General features: G+C 47.6%; 22 protein-coding genes, 2 pseudogenes and 1 other annotated feature. Of the genes and pseudogenes, 7 read left to right on the top strand and 17 right to left on the bottom strand.

Annotated elements, in window-relative coordinates; translation table 11 throughout:
- Positions 1-96: 96 nt before the first annotated feature.
- The 3 genes from HWY38_RS07135 to HWY38_RS07125 all read right to left on the bottom strand — a co-directional run bounded on the left by HWY38_RS07135 (position 97) and on the right by HWY38_RS07125 (position 3260).
- Complete coding sequence (locus HWY38_RS07135; protein ID WP_224181544.1) at positions 97-1167, bottom strand: helix-turn-helix domain-containing protein; 1071 nt, start codon at positions 1165-1167, stop codon at positions 97-99.
- A 137-nt stretch (positions 1168-1304) separates the two neighbouring features.
- Positions 1305-1949 carry an esterase/lipase family protein gene (locus HWY38_RS07130; RefSeq protein ID WP_003156672.1) on the bottom strand — a complete coding sequence of 215 codons (645 nt, stop codon included), beginning with the start codon at positions 1947-1949 and terminating at the stop codon, positions 1305-1307.
- Between the two features lie 195 nt (positions 1950-2144).
- The gene (locus HWY38_RS07125; RefSeq protein ID WP_224181543.1) at positions 2145-3260 is read right to left on the bottom strand and encodes a type II asparaginase; all 1116 of its coding nucleotides are present in this window, start codon (positions 3258-3260) and stop codon (positions 2145-2147) included.
- 177 nt (positions 3261-3437) lie between these two features.
- On the opposite strand from HWY38_RS07125, the gene HWY38_RS07120 reads away from it, so the two are divergent.
- Complete coding sequence (locus HWY38_RS07120) at positions 3438-4004, top strand: TetR/AcrR family transcriptional regulator (protein ID WP_014304279.1); 567 nt, start codon at positions 3438-3440, stop codon at positions 4002-4004.
- 36 nt (positions 4005-4040) lie between these two features.
- Positions 4041-5480 (top strand): lincomycin efflux MFS transporter Lmr(B), encoded by a 1440-nt coding sequence (gene lmr(B) / locus HWY38_RS07115; RefSeq protein WP_224181542.1) that lies wholly within the window; start codon positions 4041-4043, stop codon positions 5478-5480.
- Positions 5481-5516: 36 nt separating this feature from the next.
- Here lmr(B) and HWY38_RS07110 read toward each other — a convergent pair whose 3' ends face one another.
- A complete protein-coding gene (locus HWY38_RS07110; protein WP_224181541.1) occupies positions 5517-6644 on the bottom strand; it encodes an aminotransferase class V-fold PLP-dependent enzyme in 1128 nt (375 codons plus the stop codon).
- A 71-nt stretch (positions 6645-6715) separates the two neighbouring features.
- Between HWY38_RS07110 and pcp the strand changes: the two genes are divergently transcribed.
- Entirely contained in the window at positions 6716-7363 is a 648-nt protein-coding gene (gene pcp / locus HWY38_RS07105; protein WP_224181540.1) for a pyroglutamyl-peptidase I, read from the top strand.
- Here pcp and tatC read toward each other — a convergent pair.
- The 4 genes from tatC to HWY38_RS07085 form a co-directional block, all read right to left on the bottom strand.
- Entirely contained in the window at positions 7360-8085 is a 726-nt protein-coding gene (gene tatC / locus HWY38_RS07100; RefSeq protein ID WP_224181539.1) for a twin-arginine translocase subunit TatC, read from the bottom strand. The genes pcp and tatC overlap by 4 nt on opposite strands.
- Positions 8086-8146: 61 nt before the next feature.
- A complete protein-coding gene (locus HWY38_RS07095; RefSeq protein WP_003156681.1) occupies positions 8147-8344 on the bottom strand; it encodes a twin-arginine translocase TatA/TatE family subunit in 198 nt (65 codons plus the stop codon).
- Between the two features lie 12 nt (positions 8345-8356).
- Positions 8357-10108: an alkaline phosphatase D family protein gene (locus tag HWY38_RS07090; RefSeq protein WP_224181538.1), complete on the bottom strand. Its 1752-nt coding sequence runs from the start codon at positions 10106-10108 to the stop codon at positions 8357-8359.
- A 264-nt stretch (positions 10109-10372) separates the two neighbouring features.
- Positions 10373-10801 (bottom strand): cell wall hydrolase, encoded by a 429-nt coding sequence (locus HWY38_RS07085; protein ID WP_224181575.1) that lies wholly within the window; start codon positions 10799-10801, stop codon positions 10373-10375.
- Between the two features lie 153 nt (positions 10802-10954).
- Here HWY38_RS07085 and HWY38_RS07080 point away from each other — a divergent pair, with 153 nt between their 5' ends.
- A complete protein-coding gene (locus tag HWY38_RS07080; RefSeq protein ID WP_003156684.1) occupies positions 10955-11338 on the top strand; it encodes a DUF2512 family protein in 384 nt (127 codons plus the stop codon).
- 222 nt (positions 11339-11560) lie between these two features.
- Here HWY38_RS07080 and HWY38_RS07075 read toward each other — a convergent pair whose 3' ends face one another.
- From HWY38_RS07075 to HWY38_RS07060, 4 genes are all read right to left on the bottom strand, one after another.
- The gene (locus tag HWY38_RS07075; RefSeq protein WP_057080017.1) at positions 11561-11899 is read right to left on the bottom strand and encodes a thioredoxin family protein; all 339 of its coding nucleotides are present in this window, start codon (positions 11897-11899) and stop codon (positions 11561-11563) included.
- Positions 11900-12071: 172 nt separating this feature from the next.
- A complete protein-coding gene (locus HWY38_RS07070) occupies positions 12072-12461 on the bottom strand; it encodes a DoxX family protein (RefSeq protein ID WP_224181537.1) in 390 nt (129 codons plus the stop codon).
- 132 nt (positions 12462-12593) lie between these two features.
- Positions 12594-13532 carry a ring-cleaving dioxygenase gene (locus HWY38_RS07065; RefSeq protein WP_224181536.1) on the bottom strand — a complete coding sequence of 313 codons (939 nt, stop codon included), beginning with the start codon at positions 13530-13532 and terminating at the stop codon, positions 12594-12596.
- A 24-nt stretch (positions 13533-13556) separates the two neighbouring features.
- Entirely contained in the window at positions 13557-14177 is a 621-nt protein-coding gene (locus HWY38_RS07060) for a nitroreductase family protein (protein WP_224181535.1), read from the bottom strand.
- Positions 14178-14606: 429 nt separating this feature from the next.
- Between HWY38_RS07060 and HWY38_RS07055 the strand changes: the two genes are divergently transcribed.
- Complete coding sequence (locus HWY38_RS07055; protein WP_224181534.1) at positions 14607-15500, top strand: cation diffusion facilitator family transporter; 894 nt, start codon at positions 14607-14609, stop codon at positions 15498-15500.
- Between the two features lie 145 nt (positions 15501-15645).
- Here HWY38_RS07055 and HWY38_RS07050 read toward each other — a convergent pair.
- The 5 genes and pseudogenes from HWY38_RS07050 to HWY38_RS07030 all read right to left on the bottom strand — a co-directional run.
- Positions 15646-15824 (bottom strand): annotated as a pseudogene (locus tag HWY38_RS07050) (IS5/IS1182 family transposase); the annotation flags it as partial.
- 129 nt (positions 15825-15953) lie between these two features.
- Positions 15954-16118: a tryptophan RNA-binding attenuation protein gene (locus HWY38_RS07045; RefSeq protein WP_224181533.1), complete on the bottom strand. Its 165-nt coding sequence runs from the start codon at positions 16116-16118 to the stop codon at positions 15954-15956.
- Between the two features lie 88 nt (positions 16119-16206).
- Positions 16207-16457: a binding site (T-box leader), on the bottom strand.
- Positions 16458-16505: 48 nt separating this feature from the next.
- A pseudogene (locus HWY38_RS07040) lies at positions 16506-16739 on the bottom strand (hypothetical protein); the annotation flags it as partial.
- 5 nt (positions 16740-16744) lie between these two features.
- Positions 16745-17692 carry a DNA-binding domain-containing protein gene (locus HWY38_RS07035; protein WP_224181532.1) on the bottom strand — a complete coding sequence of 316 codons (948 nt, stop codon included), beginning with the start codon at positions 17690-17692 and terminating at the stop codon, positions 16745-16747.
- A 1-nt stretch (position 17693) separates the two neighbouring features.
- A complete protein-coding gene (locus HWY38_RS07030; RefSeq protein ID WP_317986213.1) occupies positions 17694-18986 on the bottom strand; it encodes a sensor histidine kinase in 1293 nt (430 codons plus the stop codon).
- Between the two features lie 243 nt (positions 18987-19229).
- Between HWY38_RS07030 and HWY38_RS07025 the strand changes: the two genes are divergently transcribed.
- Together HWY38_RS07025 and HWY38_RS07020 are read left to right on the top strand one after the other, a co-directional pair.
- Positions 19230-20213 carry a glutaminase gene (locus HWY38_RS07025; protein ID WP_007409011.1) on the top strand — a complete coding sequence of 328 codons (984 nt, stop codon included), beginning with the start codon at positions 19230-19232 and terminating at the stop codon, positions 20211-20213.
- A 24-nt stretch (positions 20214-20237) separates the two neighbouring features.
- A complete protein-coding gene (locus HWY38_RS07020; protein WP_032872708.1) occupies positions 20238-21674 on the top strand; it encodes an alanine/glycine:cation symporter family protein in 1437 nt (478 codons plus the stop codon).
- The last annotated feature ends 3 nt before the right edge of the window (positions 21675-21677 follow it).

Below are 21677 nucleotides of genomic sequence, written 5' to 3'. Positions count from 1 at the left end.
AGTATTAGATAGACGGTAAGAATTATCCTGCCTGAGAGCCTATCTATAGAAAAAACCTTGAAAAGCGTTTGCCCTTCAAGGTTTTTTTGCTGTGTATTAAGATGTCAGAGCTGCGGCGAAGCGTTCGGCTTCATCCGTGAGAGCACCCTCGATTTCCTTATAGCGGCTGGAAATCGTTGAGGCGCTGACGCCGTACTTCTTCGCCAGCTTCGCTTGAGAAACGGACGCGCCGTTCAGAGAAATGCTGTTCACGTAATATTCGACCGCCGCCGCGAAAGCTTCAGGCTTTCTGATCGTCGGTGTTTTTTTGACACAGAACGTTTTCCACAGATCAATTACGGCCGGAACCAGCTCAGCCGGGTATTCATCCCCGCTCAGGCCTTTTTCAATAGCGTCCGCCGTTTCCTTCTCCATGTCGTTCGCCCACTCTGTCTGTTTTTCTTCAGCAGCCTGCTCAGGCTCTTCCGCCGATCCTAAAAGAGCGGCCAGCACAGTGTCGAAGTTTTCCTGCATAAAGCGCTCAGGCGATTTTCCTTCCGCAAGGGCCGGGGCAGCCGCCTTTTTCACTTTGCTGATTAGAGCTTCGGTCCGCTTCACAGGGAAGATCGTAAACTGCATGAAGAACTCCGCTTTTTCCGCTTCGTGGATCGGATAGCCGAGAATCAGGCTTCCCGCCGGCGGAAGATCCTGCTGGCTGACGTCCATTTCCACTTTGAATTGTTTTTTCGTCATCACATCTTCAAAGTGAATCATTCCTTCTTTCACATCTTCAAGAACCATAACGGCAGGTGTCATGCTTTTCCATGATTCAACGATTTCCCGTGTTTTCGGGCGGTTGATGCCGCCGGCTTTTTTCTGAAGATATTCTTCAAAAATCGTCTTGCCGCCTGCCAGCGGACGGAAGAAAATTCCCCAGATGCCGAGGTTGAAGACTCCGATGTCTTTTGTCTGTCTGTCCAGCTCCGTAATGAACGCGTGCTGGTTAATAAATGATGATATGCCGTCTCTATGTGCTGTAAAGGCGTACTCCATTAGGCTTTCCTGAATCTGTTTCGCTTCTTTTGCCGCGATGTCTGCCGGAATGGCAGCTTCTTTGCTTCCGCAGCATTTTTTATATTTCTTCCCGCTGCCGCATGGGCAAGGGGCATTTCTTTTCACTTTTCCCACAATAAACCCTCCGAATTCTGATATAACTTTATTATTTTAACAAAAATAACTTCAGAGGGCTTGGTTTACGGCGAAAAAAGAATATGGAAGAAAAAAAAGACCCCGGGATATTCTCATTCTCCGGGGCTTTGAAACTATTAATTTGTATTTTGTCCGCCGCCGTTCAGACCTTCTTTAATCAGCCCGTTTACTTGGCTGTTCATCAAAAGTCCGATGTGTCCGACACCGTGAATCTGCACGTTTTTCCCGCCGATCAGCCGTGACAGCGGGTTCAGGACGATTAAGTCCGCTGAGCTGTAAATCGATGTATATAAAATCTTTTGGTTCGGATCAGTCCCCGGAAGCGCCCGGTTGGTCACAAGGCCGTTCGCTCCGCCGAGTGTGACGACGTTTGCGATTTTGTCTCCGCCGTCAAGATTTTTAATGTAATAGAGTGTGTTGGCTCCGCCCATGCTGTGCGCGACGATATCGACTTTTTTCGCACCTGTTTCGCTGAGCACTTTTTTCACGTAATTGGACAGTCTCGGCGCATTGTGTCTGTTGTTTCCGGTTTTGTCTAAGAAATCAATAGCGTACATCTCTTTTCTTGACCAGCCTTGGGATGCCAAGTATGTTTTAATTCCCGCAAAGTTAAAAGACGCCCCGCCGATTCCGTGAACCATGACAACAGGGTTATGCCCTGAGGAGGCTTTCGATACGGTCGGCTGGAAGGCAAATACGGAAATGACGGACAGCATACAAACTGTAAGGATGACTAGGATTTTGCTTTTTATATGTTTCATGAACTTTCCTCCTGCTATGTAATATTTTTGCAGTTTTCATTCTATTAGAGAAGAAAAGGAAAAAATAGTGTATTTTTTACTGTTTTCAACAATTAAAAAAGAGCGGAAAAATGAGAAAGACGCCCCTTTCCCGAAAGCACGCTTATGCTTTAATACGGCATACCGACAAAGGAGAGAACACCCGGTTCTCTACTCCTAGTACTCATTGAAATAGGTTTGAATCCGCTTAGGGTCATGCGTTTTTGTCAGCGCAAGCATCAGAAGAATCCGCGCTTTTTGAGGGTTGAGAGAGTTTGAAGCTGTCAAATGGTCTTTTTCATAATCCCGATTAGGTGTTACCGTTCCGTTTCCCGTCCTTGTGGAGCGGACGACCGCCAGCCCGCTTTTGACCGACTTTACGGCGCCTTTTTGCGCCGCATCAGACATTGAGCCGTTTCCCGAGCCTGCAAAAATAATGCCTTGCGCTCCTGATTTTACGGCGGCTTCAAAGAGATAGCTTCCGTCATTTTGATAGCCGTATATAATATCGACCTGCGGCAGTTTATCAAGTTTATCTATCTGGAAATCTGTATCCTTCGTATGCTTTCGGGTGATGACGTTATTAAAATAGACGTCATCAGCAATTGTTCCGATATAACCCATTTCTTCCGATTTGAAAGTGTCGGTCGCGGTTGTATTGGTTTTTGTCACATAACGCGCCGAAGCGATTCTGTCATTTAATACGACAAGCGTCCCCTTGCCTTTCGCCTCAGGCGCAGCCGCTGTTTTTACAGCGTTATATAAGTTGGACGGCCCGTCCGCTCCGATCGCCGTGGACGGCCGCATTGACCCGGCGACAACAACGGGTTTGTCACTCTTGACCGTCAGATTGAGAAAGTAGGCGGTTTCCTCAAGTGTGTCTGTTCCATGTGTAATGACAATGCCGTCTGTATCATCAGACTTGAGCAGCTTGTTTACCCGTTTTGCAAGTTTCAGCAGTGTCTCGTTATTCATATTCTGGCTGCCGATATTCACAACCTGTTCTCCGCTCACATGCGCGGCCTCTTTTATCTCCGGAACGGCCTGAATCAGGGCATCAACTCCGATTGCCCCCGCCCTGTACTCCGTAGCGGACGTCTTTGAAGGAGCAGCGCCTGCAATTGTGCCGCCGGTGGCAAGAATTTTAACATTCGGAAGTCCGTCTTTTTTCGCAGAGGCTGCGGCTGCCATCTGGGGCGGCGCTTCTTTCGTTTGAGGAGATTGGGAGCAGCCGGCCGCGATGAAGAGCAGAGCCGTGATAAATGTAATGAAGGGCATGAATTGTTTTTTCATTCTTTTCTCTCCTTTTCTTTATTTATGAAGATTTTCCTCTCACCGGTCAACGCGCTTGTCAGGCAACCTTCCGAAGAAAATAACCGTTAAAAAACCTTGACACCGCCATGCGAAATCAAGATAATAGACCAGTCACTATATTTTAAATTTGTCACAAATCAGTAAGGTGGGAACATTATGAGCTATGGAGATTCTCGTGAAAAAATCCTCGCCGCAGCAACCAGGCTGTTTCAGCTTCAGGGGTATTACGGCACGGGACTGAATCAGATTATTAAAGAAAGCGGGGCGCCGAAAGGTTCTCTTTACTATCATTTTCCGGACGGCAAAGAGCAGCTCGCCATTGAGGCTGTCAATGAAATGAGCCATTATATCCGTATGAAAATAAAAGAAAGCCTTGATGCTCATCTTGATCCGGCGGAAAGCATTCAAGCGTTTTTACAGGACTTATCAAGCCAATTCACATGTCCGGAGAATTTTGAAGGGTTTCCTGTCGGTTTACTGGCTGCCGAGACTGCTTTAAAGAGCGAAAAGCTCCGGCAGGCCTGTCAAAACGCTTATCAGGAATGGGAGAATCTGTTCGCGGGCAAATTAAGATCAGCCGGTTTTTCTGATGAGAAAGCGGCGGAAATCAGCACTGTTTTAAATGCCATGATAGAAGGCGGCATCATTGTGTCCTTAGCCAAAAAAGACAAAATGCCGATCCTCCATATTTCTAAACAAATCCCCAACCTGCTGAAGACATAAAATACGAGAGACATGTACGTATAGAAAGAGAGGAGAATGATTTTGGAAAATACTCAGCCTTCCAAACAATATAAAGTCATGCCGATCATGATTTCTTTACTGACGGCAGGGTTTATCGGCATGTTCAGTGAAACGGCGCTGAATATCGCCCTGACTGACCTGATGAAGGAGTTACATATCACTCCTGCGACCGTCCAGTGGCTGACGACGGGCTATCTGCTCGTTCTCGGTATTCTTGTCCCGGTATCAGGTCTGCTTTTGCAATGGTTTACGACGAGACAGCTGTTTATCGTTTCACTTGCTTTTTCCATTATCGGTACGCTGATTGCAGCGCTTGCGCCGAGCTTTCCGTTTCTTTTGGCGGCAAGAATCGTGCAGGCTTTAGGAACCGGGCTGCTGCTGCCGCTGATGTTTAATACAATCCTCGTCATCTTTCCGCCGCATAAGCGCGGAGCGGCGATGGGGACGATCGGGCTTGTCATCATGTTCGCTCCTGCGATTGGTCCGACATTTTCAGGGCTTGTGTTAGAGCATTTGAACTGGCATTGGATTTTCTGGATTTCCCTGCCGTTTCTTGTGTTGGCTCTTTTATTCGGCATCGCCTACATGCAGAACGTGTCTGACATTACAAAACCGAAAATTGACGTGCTTTCTATTATTCTGTCTACGATCGGGTTCGGCGGCATCGTATTCGGATTCAGCAATGCGGGCGAAGGATCAGACGGCTGGTCAAGCCCGACGGTTATCGGTTCGCTCACTGTCGGTGCGATCGCGCTCATCTTATTTTCCATCAGGCAGCTGACAATGAAGCAGCCGATGATGAATCTGCGCGCTTTCCGCTATCCGATGTTTGTTCTCGGTGTCGTGATTGTATTTATCTGTATGATGGTTATCTTATCAACAATGCTTCTATTGCCAATGTATTTACAAAGCGGACTGATGCTGACGGCATTTACGTCCGGGCTCATCCTGCTGCCGGGCGGTATTTTAAACGGCTTTATGTCTCCGGTGACGGGGCGTCTGTTTGATAAATACGGACCGAAGTGGCTTGTCATTCCCGGGTTTATCATCACGGCCGCGGTGCTTTGGTTTTTCTCAAACATTACCGGCGCTTCAACGGCCATTCTCATCGTCGTGCTCCACACATGCCTGATGATCGGCATTTCCATGATCATGATGCCGGCGCAAACGAATGGCTTAAACCAGCTGCCGCCGGAATTTTATCCGGACGGAACGGCCATTATGAATACGCTCCAGCAGATGGCCGGCGCAATCGGCACTGCGGTGGCGGTCAGCATCATGGCTGCCGGCCAGAAGAATTATATGAGCACCGCGAAAAACCCGAATGATCCTTCCGCATACTCTCACGCGCTGATTGCGGGCGTCCAGCACGCCTTTATCTTCGCAATGATTGTCGCCGTTATCGGCTTGATCAGCGCTTTCTTTATGAAACGGGTCAAAGTGAATCACTCATAAGAAAAACAGCAGGCTCCCCGTGAGTCTGCTGTTTTTTTATATACCGCGCGCTTCAGCCAGTTCATCAATCGCATAGATCAGATCGTCAGCCGTGTTATAGAAATGAGGCGCCAGCCGGATGATTTGTCCGCTGGGGGCGCATACGATGTTTTTCCGCCTCAACAGCGCAGCCGTTTCCGCCGCTTTTTCATCCCGTATGGAAATCATGCCGGGTCTGTCATCGGCAGACGGCGGCCCTGTGAGATTCAGTCCTTTTTCAGAAGCGTATTCATACGCAAATGCGCTGAGTTTTTTTACTTCTTGGTGAATGCGATCTGTGCCGGCATCGTTTAATAGAGATAAAGCCGCCTGTGCCGCATATATGCTGATAAATGCCGGGGTTCCGGTCTCAAAGCGTTTGGCTCCGTCCGCATAAGAAAAACGGGTTAAATCCAGCATCGACGCCCGCTGCTGCCCGAACCACCCGGTGACTTTCGGCTTCAGCCGTTCGGCAAGTTCCTTTCTGACATAAAGAAACGCCGTTCCCGGTATGCCGAACATATACTTTCTCGCACCCGCGGCCAGCATATCAACTCCCCATTCTTTTACATCAATCGGGATGTGCCCCGCCGATTGATAAGCATCGACAAAAAGAAGCGATCCCTTCTTTGCGGATATCTCGGCAATGCGCTTCATATCCTGGACAAAACCCGACGTATATGACACATGGGGCACACAGGTGAAAAGCGTCTGTTCCGATATGTACGTCTCATACCGCTCTAACGGGATCATTCCATTTTCAGACGGCACGAGTGAAAGCTCCATCTCAGTCTGTGCCTTCAAAATGTGGGCGATCGCCGGAAAATCCAATTCCGTATACACCGCCTGTTTCTTTCGGCAATCCGGTAAAGCGGAAACGACGGCAGAGACAGCAGCCGTTACTGAAGGTAAAACGGCAATTTCTTCAGGATGGGCGCCGATCAATTTCGCAAATTCACACCTTGCCTGCTCCGTTCGTCCAATGGCTTCTTCCCAGTTTCCGCCATGCTGAAGCAGGCTTTCCTGGTAGTCATTGATCGCTTTTGAAACCGGCAGGGCAAGAGCGCTTTGAGAGCAGCTGGCGAGCATCGTATGTGTGCGGAGCGCCGGAAATAAAGATCGGTATTGCACCAGAGGCGAATTCAAGACGTGTTTCCCCCTTCGGCAGGAATATATGTCCATTATAGAGTATGGTAAAAAGAAAAGGAGGGTTTTATATGGAGAAAAAAGTATTGCTGACAGGCTTTGACCCCTTCGGCGGGGAAACGGTCAATCCTTCATGGGAAGCGGTCAAACGGCTGAACGGTGCCGCTGAAGGCCCCGTCTCTATCGTATCTGAACAAGTGCCGACCGTTTTTTATAAGTCTCTTGCCGTGCTGCGCGAGTCGATCAAAAAGCATCAGCCTGACATTATCCTCTGTGTCGGACAGGCAGGCGGCAGAATGCAGATCACGCCGGAACGGGTCGCGATCAATCTCAATGAGGCGCGCATACCGGATAACGAAGGAAACCAGCCTGTCGGGGAAAACATTTCTCAAGACGGTCCCGCGGCCTATTGGACCGGCCTTCCGATCAAACGGATCGTTGAGGAAATCAAAAAGGAAGGCATTCCCGCGGCTGTATCCTACACGGCGGGGACGTTTGTATGCAATCACCTCTTTTACGGCCTGATGGATGAAATCGCCTGCCATCATCCGCACATCCGCGGCGGGTTTATACACATCCCGTACATCCCGGAGCAAACCTTGCAGAAGTCTGCGCCGAGCCTCAGCCTGGATCTCGTGACAAAAGCGCTCAAAATCGCCGCGGTGACCGCCGCGGCGCATGAGGACGATATTGAGACCGGCGGAGGCGAACTTCACTAAGCTGCAGACGGCGCCTCGGCCCATTTCTTCCGGTAAACGATGCGGGACAGCGTCACACTGATTTCATAGAGGACGAGCAGCGGAATCATGACGAGAAAGTCAGACATAAAATCCGGAGGCGTAATCAGCACCGAGACGACGATCAGCACAAAATACGAAAGCTTCCGCGCCTTTGCCAGCCGGGTTGGATTCACGATTCCGAGCCGTGTCAAAAACATGACGGCCAGAGGCATTTCAAACAAAAATCCGAACGGCAATGTAAGATTCAGCATAAAGGTAAAATACTTGTCCGCCGTAAACACCATGTCAAAATGGCCGGCGGATAATTGTGTTAAAAATTCGAGCACAATCGGAAACAGCACAAAATACCCGAAGGAAATTCCGATAACAAACAAAACCGAAAGCCCCGGAATGTAAAGCAAAGCGGCGCGGCGTTCAAACAGGGTCAAAGCCGGCGCCGTAAAACGCCAGAGCTGAAAAGCGGCAACCGGAATCGTTGCCGTAAGGGCGCATATTCCCGCAATCATCATATACACCCATAAAATCTCGCTCGGCCCTAAAACGGCCAGCCTTCCATCCAAATCCTTGATCAGCCAGTCATAAATGTCCTGCACAAACCAGCAGGCGCCGATAAATAATAGAAGAAAGGCGATAACGGTTTTAATAAGACGCTGCCGGACTTCCTCTAAATGCCCGATCAAGTGGGTTTCTTTTTTATCCAATCGTACATCCTCCTTATAGAGAAAGAGGCAGAAGCGGATTCGTCTGCCTCCATGTCAGGATTCAGCCTGCCGTTTTGTCTTTCTCAGCTGTCTGCTTGTCCGGCTCTTCATTTGAGACCAATGTTTTTGCGGCGCTTTTAAATTCAAGCAGCGTGCGGCCGGCGGCACGGCCGATTTCCGGAAGCTTTGAAGGTCCGAAAATGATGAGAGCGATGACGAAGATCAGGATCAACCCGGGAATGCCGATATTTGAAAACATGAGTGTGCCTCCTTATTGTGAGATTTTGGCCCGTTTCTTTCTCATTTGCTTTTCATGCGCATTGTTATGGGCGAAGAAACGATCCTCTTCCACCTCGTTTGACTGCTTTAAACCGCCTGCAACCGCAGCTTGAGAGACCTTCCGAATCCCCGTCTGGTCTTTCTGATAAATGAATGAAGCCCGCGTGGATACCTCAGCCCCCGGCTCCGTCACGTACGGCACCACTCTGTAATCCGCTCTCCATTGGGCAGGGGTCACCGTACAGCGGACATAGCCGCGGTAATCGTTGAAAAACTTAATATGCGGGTTTTGTTTTAAGATCTGATCCGTATCGGCCCGTTTATCCGCCCCGTTTCCTCCAGATGTAATGGAAGTCCCGACGAATTCGGCTCCGAAAATCTTTGAATTCGTTTGATTAAAATCGGTATGCAGGTTTGACGCCCAGCTTGCGTGAACATCACCCGTCAGCACGATGACATTGTTCAGGTTTTTGCTTTTTATAAAATTGATGACCCGCTCCCGCTGAGCCGGGTAGCCGTCCCATGAATCCATGCTGTATATCGGATTGGCGGTTGTTCCGAAATTCCATTGCGCGAAAAAGATTTGCTGCGCCAGCACATTCCACTTCGCTTTTGAAGCGGCTAAATTTCCGAACAGCCATTGCTCCTGTTCTGTCCCCATCAATGTGCGCTTCGGGTCTCTCCACTCATCAGAAGGCGGCTTATTCCCGTCGCCGTTGGCCTGATCATCTCTGTACTGTCTTGTATCAAGCACATTGAACGATGCTAAATTGCCATAAGAAAATTGCCTGTACAGCCGCATATCAGGACCGTTCGGCAATGACATGCGCCTGAGCGGCATGTGTTCATAATAAGCCTGATAAGCTGCGGCCCTCCTGAGCACAAACGCTTCAACGGATTGGCCTTTTTCAGGGATAATACTGGCATAATTGTTTTCCACCTCATGATCGTCCCACGTCACGACCCACGGAAATGCGGCGTGGGCGGCTTTCAGATTGGCATCAGAGCGGTATTGGGCATGACGGTTGCGGTAATCTGACAGTGTATACACTTCAGCGCTGCTGTGCGTCCTGACATTTCCCGTTTTTGACACATATTCGTTCGGTCCGTATTCATAAATGTAATCTCCGAGATGGAACACGAGATCAAGCTTTTCCTTCGCCATATGTTTATACGCCGTATAATAGCCGTGTTCATACTGCTGGCATGAGGCAAATGCAAACGTCATGGCGGATACGTCAGCACCGGGAGCGGGCAGCGTTTTCGTCCGGCCGACGGGACTGAGCTCATGCCCGCTTTTAAACCGGTAATAGTACACTTTATTGGGCTTGAGCCCGTCCGCCTCGACATGGACGGAGTGTCCGAGATTCGGCTTGGCCATTTCCGTTCCGCGTTTGACGATGTGACGGAAATGTTCATCAGCGGCGATTTCCCATTTTACCGGCACGGCCTGCTTCGGCATGCCGCCCCCATTCAGCGGGTCAGGGGCAAGACGCGTCCAGAGAATGACGCTGTCAGACAGCGGGTCGCCGGAGGCTACGCCGAGGGTGAACGGATAGTTTGAAAATTTCGGAGCTGCATTCACTTCAAACGCGCCGATGGATTGCGCGATCGCTAACCCGAGGGAAAGACCGGCGATTTTCCCGGCGCCCTGTATAAATGCGCGTCGGTCAAACGTATTGTTCTGAAAGCTTTTGTTCTCCAATTCCTTGATCCATTCATCTAAACGGCCGTCATGTGTCATGTCAGTTCCCCTTTCGTCTCATTGATCGCCCTTATTATAAAAAAGAAATGTTAAACCGCTATGAAGAAGTGTGAAGGGTTTGTAAGGCTGAAAAATGGACGGCGGGAGACATTTTTCACATTGTTTCGACAAACCTTGCCCCGCCGGGAGAAAACCCCCCTCTGTTTCTTTTTGGCTTGTCATCCGTCAAGCACACTTTTTTCCTATTTTTCTTCACAAAAAATTAAAAAAACACCGTTCATTCTAAGAACGGTGCGCCCGGGATTAAAATGTATTGTACACGTTTTCGCACGTTTCACCTGTCGGCTGATAGAAGCAGTGGGATTTGAATCTGGCGACAAACGGCTGATCATACCAAGTCGGCGGGCAGTTTCCCGGCGGCTTAAAATACCACAGGCTGAACTTAGCCGGCCAAAACCGCTCTCCGTTAATCGTCCGGCGGGCAAGCCTCCGCTCTGATTCGCGCGGTCTTTGATAAAAATATCCGTGAGTCACCGCTTCAAACGCGTGCGGCTGAAACACCATCTGCCTGATGGTGCGCAGACCTTTAAAATCAGAACAATTTGCACGCAGCCGATTGATTCCCACATTGCCGACCAAAAGCATTCCCTGCTTCCCTTCGCCTTCCGCTTCCGCCCTGAGCAGCCTTGCCATTAGATCCAAATCGGCGCTCGATGCTTTTACGACTGCCATCATGACACCTCCCGTATTTTCTCCCTTCATCATATTCAGCAGCGGCCCAGTGATGACAGACAAAAGCCAGAAAACAAATGTTCACGAAAAAAGGGTTTATATTTCACGTTATGAGGAAACATACTAACATGATTTCCATAAGGAGGAATTCGCATGGAACACATTAAAGCGCTTGCCATTAAAGGCATTATGACCATCATTATTCTGTATCTGATACTCGGCTTAGGTTTTCGCTTTACATTCGGCGACGTGCTGCTGATGACCATTGTGCTGGGAGCCGTTTCCTACTTTACGGGCGACCTGTACGTGCTTCCGAGATGGAATAATATCACGGCGGCGTCCGCTGATTTCGGAATCGCGTTTCTTGTTGTCTGGCTGATGGGAATGCCGCTGTCCATGGGCATTTCCGGAGGAAGACTGGCGTTTGCCGCTCTTATTTCCGCCGTCATCATCGCCGTCGGAGAATATTTTTTCCATATTTATCTGATGAGAAAAGACTTGGGCGGGTCCCGTTTTTTAGAACCCCGGTCCGAATAACGTAAAAAAGGCCGGATAACGGCCTTCAGCTTGTAGAAAAAATGATGTTTTTTCTGCAAGCGTTTCTTGTGCGGAACATGAGAAAGACACCGTCCTTTTCTGACTTTCTTTTATTTTATGACAGGGGAATGGATATTTTAAGGGGAAAATAAAGGCTGTCGAGATTTTCTCGACAGCCTGAGCCCCTTAAAGGGGGCTTTTTATTTGTAAAGTATAAACATTTTATACATCTTGATATAACTGATAAACCCTTTTCAGCCTTTCTTCGAGCTGTTCAAAATGAACAAAGCGGGCTTCTCTCAGAAACTCAGTCCCATCAATGAACAAAAGAAGCACGGGGACAGTGAAGACTGAAAATCTGCCGGCAACCTCTTCTACCTCGTCAGCGTTGGTATGCCCCAATTTGATATTCGGAAACTGATCCAATACTTTTCTGAGCTGCGGCAGAACAGCGTGACATACTGTACAGGCGGGTCTTGAAATGTAGATAAAACTGAATTGATGCTGCTTAATAAAATTCTCGATAGAATCTAATGAATGTAAGTCTGTCAGCTCTTTCATCAAAATCCTCCTTCAAATCGGCTCGTCTTCCATGACCAAGCTCATCAATACTCGTACATTCACTATACACATTTATATTGATCATATCCGCTTTTTTGCTATTCCTTAACGTTGTGCTTGAAAAATAAAAGAACAGTTACCGCTTTTCAGTAACTGTTCTTAGATACTTATATTAAAAATGCAAAGCGTACGCCCCTGAACCGATGAGTGCAACTCCGATGGAGACTGCAATCAGCACCAAGTTATATTCAAAACCGCCGGCACCGTTCGCAAACCCTTTCGCTCCATGAACTTTTACAATGGCACCTAACATAATGATCGTTATAATAGCAGCTCCAAGCGGGAGGAATAAACCTAAAATAAATAAAATTCCGCTTGCGAGTTCCCCGAGACCTGATAAAGCAGCCGCGGCATTGCCTGGTTTAACTCCAATTGACTCGAACCATTGTCCGGTTCCTTTAATCCCGTATCCGCCAAACCAGCCGAATAATTTTTGTGATCCATAAAACAGAAACACCACACCAATCATGATTCGAATAAGTAATAGTCCTGCATCTTCCATTTTTATCTCTCCTTATTTTTCATATTATATAATGTGCTGCAAGGCAGCTTGTTTACCAACAGTCGCTTCCAGCAAACATCTGTTAAATGTATGTCTTATTATTTTTCTTCATGCTTCACGTTCATCTATCAATCAATCTAATTCTCTCACTTCAAACGGCAGCAGCCCTTGTTCAATATGAGCCCGGTGCGGTTCATACTGCTCAGGGAGCATCAATTTTCCGCCCATTGTTTCTTGTGACTCATCATGGGCAAAGCCCGGCGGATCAGTTGCGATCTCAAATAAGATTTCCCCGTGTTCTCTGAAGTAAACCGCATTAAAATAGTTTCTATCCTGAACAGGAGTCACACCATATCCGTTCGCAGCAATGAATCTTTGCCAATCTAATTGATCTTCGTCATCCTGAGCCCGCCAAGCAATGTGATGGACCGTGCCGACACCCATTTGCCCGCGGCCGATAGGCGTTAATTTAAGATCAATCACATTTCCGATATCACCGGCAGAACGATAACGAACGAAGTCTCCTTCTTTGCCGACTCGCTCAAGCCCCATGATGTTTTCCAGCAATTCACCTGTTTTTTCAGGCTGTGCTGATAACAGGGTTGCACCGCCAAAGCCTTTAATGGCAACATCCGGGGTTACATCTCCGAAAGTCCACGTATTCGCGTCCCCTGCTTCTCTTTCCACGATTTCTAAATGCAGGCCATGCGGGTCATCAAATTCTATATATTGTTCTCCAAAACGCTCGATTTTTGTGTATGGCACGTTGAACTTTTCAAGTCTCTTTTCCCAAAATGCCATAGCACCTCTCGGCACGACGTAAGATGTCACGCCAACCTGTCCGTCTCCAATGATGCCTTGACGGGCGTCCGCCCACGGAAAGAATGTGATGATTGTTCCCGGCTTCCCGCCTTCATCCCCAAAATAAAGGTGATACGTACCCGGATCATCAAAATTGACCGTTTGCTTGACCAATCGCAGCCCCAGCACTCCAGCGTAGAAATCAGCATTCTCTTGAGGGTGACCGACAATTGCTGTAATATGATGGATTCCCATCGTTTTTTTAGCCATTTTTATCCGCTCCTTTACAAATATTTAAATATACTCCACAAACTCATTCACAGGCTTTCGGTAGCCGCGCGGCCTTCTGCTTTCTATTTTTTCTTTACCGATTGTAATCATCATGACAACTTCAAATTGATCATCTATCTTCAAAATCTGTTTCACGGCTTCAGGATCAAACCCTATCATCGGACAGGTGTCCCAGCCTTTTTCCTTAGCACTCAGCATAAACATCATCGCAGAAAGTGAAGCATTTCTTATCGCCTCATCTCTCTTAAATGGTTCTCCCTTGTTTTCATAAAACGAAACGGTGTCTTGAACCATGTGATCATACTCTTGTTTATTTAATACCCCAAGCAGCTTCAATCCTTCATAGATGTCAGCCGCTTGCTGATATGCCTGCTTATCCCCTAAAACCAAAAGAACCGCTGATGAGCTAAACACTTTATATTGTCCGTTTGCGGCATGCTTCAGCTTTTCTTTTACATCCGGGTCAAGAACCGTCACATATTTTGTATGCTGCAAATTAAAAGCTGATGGAGCCAGCGCAACCAATTCAAACATTTCGTTGAGCTCATCTCTTGTGATTGGATGTTCTGGAAGAAAGTTGCTTGCAGATCTTCTTTCATTCACTAGCTGTACAAATTCAGCCATTTTTCTCGTACCCCTTTTATCTCGAATTCGAGATATTATAGTATAAAAAATCAAATAACGTATGATTAAAAAACGAAACGTTCTCTTCACTGATCTTTTCGTGAATCAAACGATCGGCAGGTTCTTATCCTGCACTCTAATTAAATTATCTCGAATTAAAAAATCTTGAATTCGAGATAATAATAAAAGATAAATACTCAAATGTCAACAGTTCATTTATAAATTCAGCGCCATTTTGTCTGTGTACTGTTTAGCCCTGCTCCAACTTTTTTTCTGTCACCTTATTTATTAGGAAACAGGAAACAACCTTGCTATAGACCCACTCGAAACTGAATTGGTACGATAAGCAAAGTGATTACACAAGAAAGGATACGGAGAGCGAATCAAAAGCGCCCCTATTTTTTTTGTGCAGTTTTATAGGAGGAAAAAATGACAAGTGAAAGAGAACAAATAAGCAAAAAAGTTGCTTTGATTGCATTGATAGCCAATCTGATCTTAATGGCAGGAAAGATCTTTTTTGGACTGATAGGCGATAGTGAAGCAGTTTTTGCCGACGGTATACATTCTGCAGCGGATGTCGTGGCTTCAATTGCTGTCCTGGCCGTCATCGGCATTTCTAATAAGCCGCCCGATCAAGACCATCCTTTCGGGCATGGCAAAGCTGAGGTCATCAGCGAAGCGATTGTAGGAATAATATTAGTGCTCGTTTCCGTGTATATTCTAATAGAAGCGATTTCGTCCTTTGTTGAGGGCCCAAGCATCCCGCAATACAGCGCATTGTTTGCGGCTCTGATATCCTACGCGGCTAAGCAGATCTTATATCGTTATTCGATCAAACAAGGGGAAAAATGGAACAGTAAAGCGATTATAGCGATTGCATACGATCATAAAGGCGATATCGTTGCCTCTCTTGCCGCTTTTATCGGCGTCCTATTGGCGATTATCGGGAACACATACGGATGGTCCTATCTGTTGTACGCCGATGCAATTGCCAGTGTCATCGTGGCGTACCTCATTTTTAAGATTTCAATGGAATTAATCAGGCCGTCTGTTGACGTTCTCATGGAAAAAAGTGTTGATCCCGAACTGATAGAGGAATATAAAGCGATTATTTTGCATTGCCCTCAAGTCAAACGGCTCGATAAAATCCGAGCAAGAGAACACGGCCACTATAAATTGCTTGATGTCCGGTTATCTTTGGATCATGATTTGACGATTAAGCAGGGACACGATATTGCCCGCGAAATCCGAAATGAAATCAAAAGACACTTTTCAGATGTTGAAGAAGTGCTCATCCATGTGAATCCTTATTTTGAAGAATGAAAAAGCAGCTTGTAGAGAAAATGATGTTTTTTCTGCAAGCTTTTTTGTTTCGTGCTGTTTCTTTACATATTCATTTGATTTCAGGTGCAGAAAAAGCACTCCCACATGCCTAGCCTTGCTTGGCTGGGTATGTGGCAATCTTCTTCATCATTTTGAATAAGATCAGCGGATCAAGTGAGCGCTGCAGTAAGGTTTGACCTTTTCAACGATGAAAGAGAAGTCTATGTATTTATCAATTTTTCGAAGAAGGTGATCCTCTTCGACGAGTTGGTCAAACAGAACGACTTCGGCTGTGTTTTGAGAAAAATTTCTTGTGCGGAACATGAGAAAGCCATTTTTTCAGTCTTTCTTTTATTTTATAACAGGGGGAATGGATATCTTAAGGGAAAAATAAAGGCTGTCGAGATTTTCTCGACAGCCTGAAGGCCGGATAACGGCCTTTTTCGTTTGATTTCACTGATCAATATGCTTTCTGATAAAATGCAGCAGCGTGTTTCCTTGAGCGGTCAATATGACGCCCTTCGCGCCGCACTTCGGACAGGGCATCCCTTCCTTCTCCTCGCCGGTTCCTTCACAATGCGGACACGTGAGCTCAAGATCGTCGGTTGCGATCACCATGAATATCCCTCCTTTTTTGATTGTCTGTCCGTCTCCAGTCACTTTCCATGGCCATCACCTCCTTAAAAACACAAAAAAACCCCGTCCATCAAAGGACGAGGTTTTCGCGGTGCCACCTTTATTAACGGCTGAAAAGCCATTCTCTCAAAAAGTACAGAAACACACGGTTTCAATACTCCTTTCTTGATAACGGGGAAAGAATCCCGGCACCGCCTACTGTCATTTCAGCGCAGCAATTCAGAAGCCCATTCGGCACCGGACGGGGATCGGTTCACAGCGGCCACCGACTCTCTGAACCCCGCGCGCTGATGCGTACTTACTCTTCCTCAGCATTGTTCATCCGTTCTTTTATTTTAAAATGTATCATACGCTGTCATCCGGCGGAAGTCAATAACCTTTCGGATCGGACAGGCCGAGCATGTCCCGCGCCATTTGCATATGCTCCTCTTGCCCCGTCTGAAGCGCGAACTTCGCCGTTTCCACAGGGTAAGCGGCCTGCCATTCTGTCACATGCTGATTTTCGTTTACAAAAATATGCGGAGGGTGCAAGCCATGGATCAGCGCGGAAAAATCAGGCCAGTACGAACTGTCATTTATCCACGTTTGCCATCTATTCCAAAGCCAGCTTACCGGCTGCCTCCGCTGACAAATTTTGATCCTTCGCGTAAATCTTTCGCCTCCAAAAAAAAGACGTGAATGAATTTTTTCATATTCACTTTAACCGGAGAAAGCGGCACGGTTTCCTTAGCCTGCATTTCTTTCATTCTCTTGCTGACAGCGGGGAAATCAAAGAATTTCGAGGCGTAATATTCAAATTTGGGGTTTGAAAAATCCGTTGTGCCCAATGAAGCAAAATGGTTTAACGAATGAATGACGGCCCTTCTGATCCGCTGTTCCGAGGCTTTGATTTCCCTGTTAACCTCGGCTTGTGCCGCCGCAGGCCCCAGCTTCCGGATGGCGGTGTTTGTAAACATCTGCTTTAAAGACGGGATGTTTCTTTCCGCCTGTTCATCCTCAAATAAATAGTGAAGGACGGCCATGAGGTCATGCGCCCCGCTTTCTCCCACGATGCCTAATTCCGATAAAAGAAATTTTCCTGTTTCTTTGATTGATTTCTCGTGCATCCCCCCCGGCCCGTTTTTTTTCGGCTCATTCCGCTGAATAAGGCGGCTTAACGAGTGTTGGATGTCGCCGATCGAGGTTTCCAGTTCAATCCGCTCTTTTACTTTTCGCAAAACGGTGACGATCTCGATTTTGTTGATCGGTTTGTGGATAAAGTATTCGATGCCGAGAGAATAAGCTTCTCCCACCATTTCCTTTGCCTCCACCTGCGATATCATCACCGCTTTTCCGTTGTACGAGCCCTGAAGATGCCGGATCGTCTCAATCCCGTCCCGCCCCGGCATCAGCAGATCAATTAATAAAATATCGACTTGCTTAAAATGGAGATAATGCCCTTCAATCTGGCTTCCGTCCTCTGCCTCACCGACGACTTCGCCTAAGTCCTCGTCCTCGATCATCTGTTTTAAAATGGAACGGATCGCCCGGTCATCATCAGCTATAAAAAAACGCATATTATGAGTTCATCCTTTCTGCAATCAAATGCTTCACCGGCAGTCTAATCGTAAATATGACGCCTTTTGGCTTGTTGTGAAAGGAAATGTCTCCGTCAAGTTCAGTTACGATTTCCTTCACGTAAGTAAGCCCGATGCCCGTTGAAGGTGTGCCGAATTCATCGTATTTGGATGTAAACCCGGGATCATAAACGACCTCTCCGATTTTTTCCGGAATGCCGGGACCGTCATCTTCAGCCTGAAATTCGGCCATCTCCCCCTCAGCCCTGCGCAGTGCGAGGCGGATCTCACCCCTGTCTCCCATGGCTTCGACGGCATTGGCGGTCAGATTATTTAAGATCGACAGGACGGTAAAGACGTGATAATCGGGATGTTCTCCTTCAATCACGCTCCGGAATTGAATGTCCTTGCCTAAAGATTCGGCGTATTTTTCATTGATTCGGATGACGATGCCGACCAGAGCGGCGGCATTCATGTAATCCCGGAATCTCTCATTGGAAATCAGCTTCGACAGGCCGGCGAATATTCGCTGATTGTCTTTTTTCACTTCATGAATTTCTCCCGCAAGGCGCAGCATTCGGCTCCCGAGCTCCCGGTCGTTCCCGCTCATTTCCCGATACAGCTGATAGGATTCTTTCGTCACATGCTCTGTCGTTTTCAGCGTTTTTTTCAAATGAATCGTTTCTTCATATAAGTTAGACACAATCATCAGCATGTGCTCATGCTGCTTTCTCGTTTGTTTTTCCCTGACCTGAGATTCGTGCAGCTTCATCACATTGAAAAAACTCAGCACAATAAATGTGTGAGAAACAGCGATAACTGCGATATCCGCCAGCTTGTCCGGCATCACAATCTGCCGGCCGCCGGAAAACTGAACCGTCATTTCAACTGCATCGGACGCAATTTCAATGAGAAAACCGAGAAACCCGATCATCAGCGGCCGATCCCAAAAAAGCCTGACCTTCAGCACATAAAACAAGCAGGCATATGTAAAGTAAAAAAAGAAACTGGGATATTGGCTGAAAAAAGCCTCCGTAAAGCCGGCATGCTCTCCTCCCCAGCACGCCAGGCCGATCCGGAATGCCACAACGGCTGCACCTGTCAACAGCCCTGACAATACTGCCGGCACATGCCGAAGCAGCAGCAGAAAAAAGAAAAAAGCCGGGGCGCCGAAGCTGATCCGATATACCTCATTCAGGGGGTAAAATTTCAGTTCCCCCGCCAGCGGCACGGTGATCAGCATAAGGGCGAAAAGGTAGCCGTCTTTTTTCAGTAAATAGTCGAGCCTGATCATAATCACTTCCTTCTTCTGTCTATTTTGAACAAGACCGATACAGTCCGCAAATTTCTTTAGACCCGAATGGCGGGACACTCCGGCTGATTTATAAATCTATCGGCTTATTTTAAGAATGATTTTGTCGTATTTTGTATGATTCTGTAGATGTCATTATACATTAACATGGAACACGCTATTTTTGAAAACGTTTTCCAAGACCGGGTTCCGCTTCGGACAGGCTTGCAATAGAGGAGGAATGTTATGAAAGATATGGTCAGAGAGCGCCTTGAAAAAGAGGAACTGGCTTCACTTTTACAAGATTGGGTGGAGCATTACCGACCGTTTTCCGTCAATGGAAAAAGCGCAAATTATATACCCGCCCTCGGAGAAATCAACGACTCTCAGCTGGGCATTTGCATATTAGAGCCGGATGGCTCAATGATTCATGCCGGTGAATGGAATGTCCCTTTCACATTGCAGAGCATCTCAAAAGTCATCAGCTTTATTGCCGCCTGTATGAACAGAGGCATTTCTTACGTGCTGGATCGTGTGGATGTGGAGCCGACGGGTGATGCGTTTAATTCTATCATCCGGCTTGAAATCCATAAACCCGGGAAGCCCTTCAACCCGATGATCAATGCCGGCGCCATTACCGTCGCCTCGCTGCTTCCGGGTGAAACGGCGCATGATAAATTAGAATATCTCTTTTCCGTTTTTGAAAAATTAATAGGAAAACGGCCTCACATTCACGAGGAGGTCTTCCGTTCTGAATGGCAGACCGCGCATCGGAACCGAGCGCTCGCCTACTATTTAAAAGAAACGAACTTTCTCGAGGCGGATGTGGAAGAAACACTTGAAGTGTATTTAAAGCAGTGCGCCATGGAGGGTACAACCGAGGACATCGCTTTAATCGGATTGATACTTGCGCATGACGGCTACCATCCGATCCGACGGGAACAGGTCATTCCGAAAGATGTCGCGAAACTCGCCAAAGCCCTGATGCTGACGTGCGGGATGTACAATGCGTCAGGCAAATATGCGGCTTTCGTCGGCGTCCCTGCCAAAAGCGGGGTATCCGGCGGCATTATGGCATTGGTTCCCCCAAGCGCCAGAAGAGAACAGCCTTTTCATAACGGCTGCGGCATCGGCATTTACGGTCCGGCCATTGATGAATACGGCAACAGCCTGACCGGCGGCATGCTGCTGAAACATATCGCACAGGAGTGGGAGCTCAGTATTTTTTAATCAAACGAACCAAGAGGTGATTGGATGCAGGAATTCCTTGAAAATGTAATCGGCTCGGCAAATGATTTTTTATGGTCAAAACTGTTAATCGTACTGCTTCTTTCTCTGGGACTGTTTTTTACGTTCAGATCAAAGGGTCTGCAAGTCCGCATGCTGAAGGAAATGATCCGGGTTTTGAAGGAAGGCGCGGCCGCCCGGACAAAAAACAGCATTTCCCCGTTTCAGGCATTTTGCATCAGTATGGCGGCGCGTGTCGGAACCGGGAATATTACCGGAATCGCCATTGCGATCTCACTCGGCGGTCCGGGCGCTATTTTCTGGATGTGGATTATCGCAGTCATCGGTTCGGCTTCAAGCTTTGTTGAAAGCACGCTGGCCCAAATTTATAAAGTAAAAGATCAAAACGGATTCCGCGGGGGCCCGGCCTATTACATGGAAAAGGGCCTGAAGAAACGCTGGATGGGCGCGCTGTTCGCCGTATTAATCACACTGTCATTCGGGGTTGTTTTTAATTCCGTTCAATCCAATACGATCAGCGTCGCCTTTCAAAACGCATTCGGCACCAGCCGGCTTACATTGGGCATTATTTTAATCTTGGTTTTCGGCGGCGTAATCTTCGGCGGCGTCAAACGGATTGCGAAAATGGCGGAATACATCGTAGTCGTTTTGGCCGTTTTATATATCGGTGTCGCTTTCTTTGTCATTCTGACGAACATCACCCAATTGCCCGGCGTTCTGTCGCTAATCGTAAAAAATGCGTTCGGCATTGATCAGGCAGCGGGCGGTGCTTTAGGTGCGGCCTTGATGCAAGGTGTAAGACGCGGGATTTTCTCAAATGAAGCGGGTATGGGAAGCGCTCCGAACGCGGCGGCGACAGCTACGACGAGCCACCCGGTGAAACAGGGGCTCATTCAGGCATTCGGCGTCCTGACGGATACGCTCGTCATTTGCACAAGCACGGCGCTTATCATTTTATTTTCAGACGCTTATCACCAGCCGGGACTGAGCGGCATCGCGCTTTCTCAGGCCGCCTTGAGCGACCATGTCGGCGCGTGGGCGTCAGGTTTCCTTGCCGTCTTAATGCTTTTGTTCGGCTTCAGCGCTCTGATGGGCAACTATTATTACGGAGAAACCAATATCGGATTTTTAAGCCAGAACAAAAAATGGCTGTTCATTTACCGTATCTGTGTGCTCGGAATGGTACTGTTCGGCTGTATTTCCAAAGTCCAGCTTGTGTGGGATATGGCTGACTTGTTCATGGGCTTAATGGTGGTCGTGAACTTAATCGCGATTTTCCTTCTGTCGAAAAAAGCGTTTGCCGCTTTGAGCGATTATGTCCGGCAAAAGAAAGCCGGAAAGGACCCCGTCTTTTACAGAGATGTGCTCCCTGATGATGACGGGATCGACTGCTGGGAGTATTCAGACATCGCGAAAAGTGCGAAAGGCAAACACATTTCCTAAACA

It is taken from the genome of Bacillus sp. KS1 (assembly GCF_020075515.1).
In the GTDB taxonomy this organism is placed as follows: domain Bacteria; phylum Bacillota; class Bacilli; order Bacillales; family Bacillaceae; genus Bacillus; species Bacillus velezensis.
The sequence above is the reverse complement of the archived record's forward strand: the minus strand, read 5'-3'. Positions and strand labels throughout refer to the sequence as shown.

Excerpts from the sequence above, each read along its gene's own strand:
- HWY38_RS07095 (WP_003156681.1), bottom strand. The coding sequence starts at position 8,344 with ATGTTTTCAAATATCGGCATTCCCGGGTTGATCCTGATCTTCGTCATC.
- HWY38_RS07090 (WP_224181538.1), bottom strand. The coding sequence starts at position 10,108 with ATGACACATGACGGCCGTTTAGATGAATGGATCAAGGAATTGGAGAAC.
- HWY38_RS07055 (WP_224181534.1), top strand. The coding sequence starts at position 14,607 with ATGACAAGTGAAAGAGAACAAATAAGCAAAAAAGTTGCTTTGATTGCA.
- HWY38_RS07045 (WP_224181533.1), bottom strand. The coding sequence starts at position 16,118 with ATGGTGATCGCAACCGACGATCTTGAGCTCACGTGTCCGCATTGTGAA.
- HWY38_RS07125 (WP_224181543.1), bottom strand. The coding sequence starts at position 3,260 with ATGAAAAAACAATTCATGCCCTTCATTACATTTATCACGGCTCTGCTC.
- HWY38_RS07130 (WP_003156672.1), bottom strand. The coding sequence starts at position 1,949 with ATGAAACATATAAAAAGCAAAATCCTAGTCATCCTTACAGTTTGTATG.
- HWY38_RS07065 (WP_224181536.1), bottom strand. The coding sequence starts at position 13,532 with ATGGCTAAAAAAACGATGGGAATCCATCATATTACAGCAATTGTCGGT.
- HWY38_RS07030 (WP_317986213.1), bottom strand. The coding sequence starts at position 18,986 with ATGATCAGGCTCGACTATTTACTGAAAAAAGACGGCTACCTTTTCGCC.
- HWY38_RS07070 (WP_224181537.1), bottom strand. The coding sequence starts at position 12,461 with ATGGAAGATGCAGGACTATTACTTATTCGAATCATGATTGGTGTGGTG.
- HWY38_RS07025 (WP_007409011.1), top strand. The coding sequence starts at position 19,230 with ATGAAAGATATGGTCAGAGAGCGCCTTGAAAAAGAGGAACTGGCTTCA.
- HWY38_RS07085 (WP_224181575.1), bottom strand. The coding sequence starts at position 10,801 with ATGGCAGTCGTAAAAGCATCGAGCGCCGATTTGGATCTAATGGCAAGG.
- HWY38_RS07075 (WP_057080017.1), bottom strand. The coding sequence starts at position 11,899 with ATGAAAGAGCTGACAGACTTACATTCATTAGATTCTATCGAGAATTTT.
- HWY38_RS07120 (WP_014304279.1), top strand. The coding sequence starts at position 3,438 with ATGAGCTATGGAGATTCTCGTGAAAAAATCCTCGCCGCAGCAACCAGG.
- pcp (WP_224181540.1), top strand. The coding sequence starts at position 6,716 with ATGGAGAAAAAAGTATTGCTGACAGGCTTTGACCCCTTCGGCGGGGAA.
- HWY38_RS07020 (WP_032872708.1), top strand. The coding sequence starts at position 20,238 with ATGCAGGAATTCCTTGAAAATGTAATCGGCTCGGCAAATGATTTTTTA.
- HWY38_RS07080 (WP_003156684.1), top strand. The coding sequence starts at position 10,955 with ATGGAACACATTAAAGCGCTTGCCATTAAAGGCATTATGACCATCATT.
- HWY38_RS07035 (WP_224181532.1), bottom strand. The coding sequence starts at position 17,692 with ATGCGTTTTTTTATAGCTGATGATGACCGGGCGATCCGTTCCATTTTA.
- HWY38_RS07060 (WP_224181535.1), bottom strand. The coding sequence starts at position 14,177 with ATGGCTGAATTTGTACAGCTAGTGAATGAAAGAAGATCTGCAAGCAAC.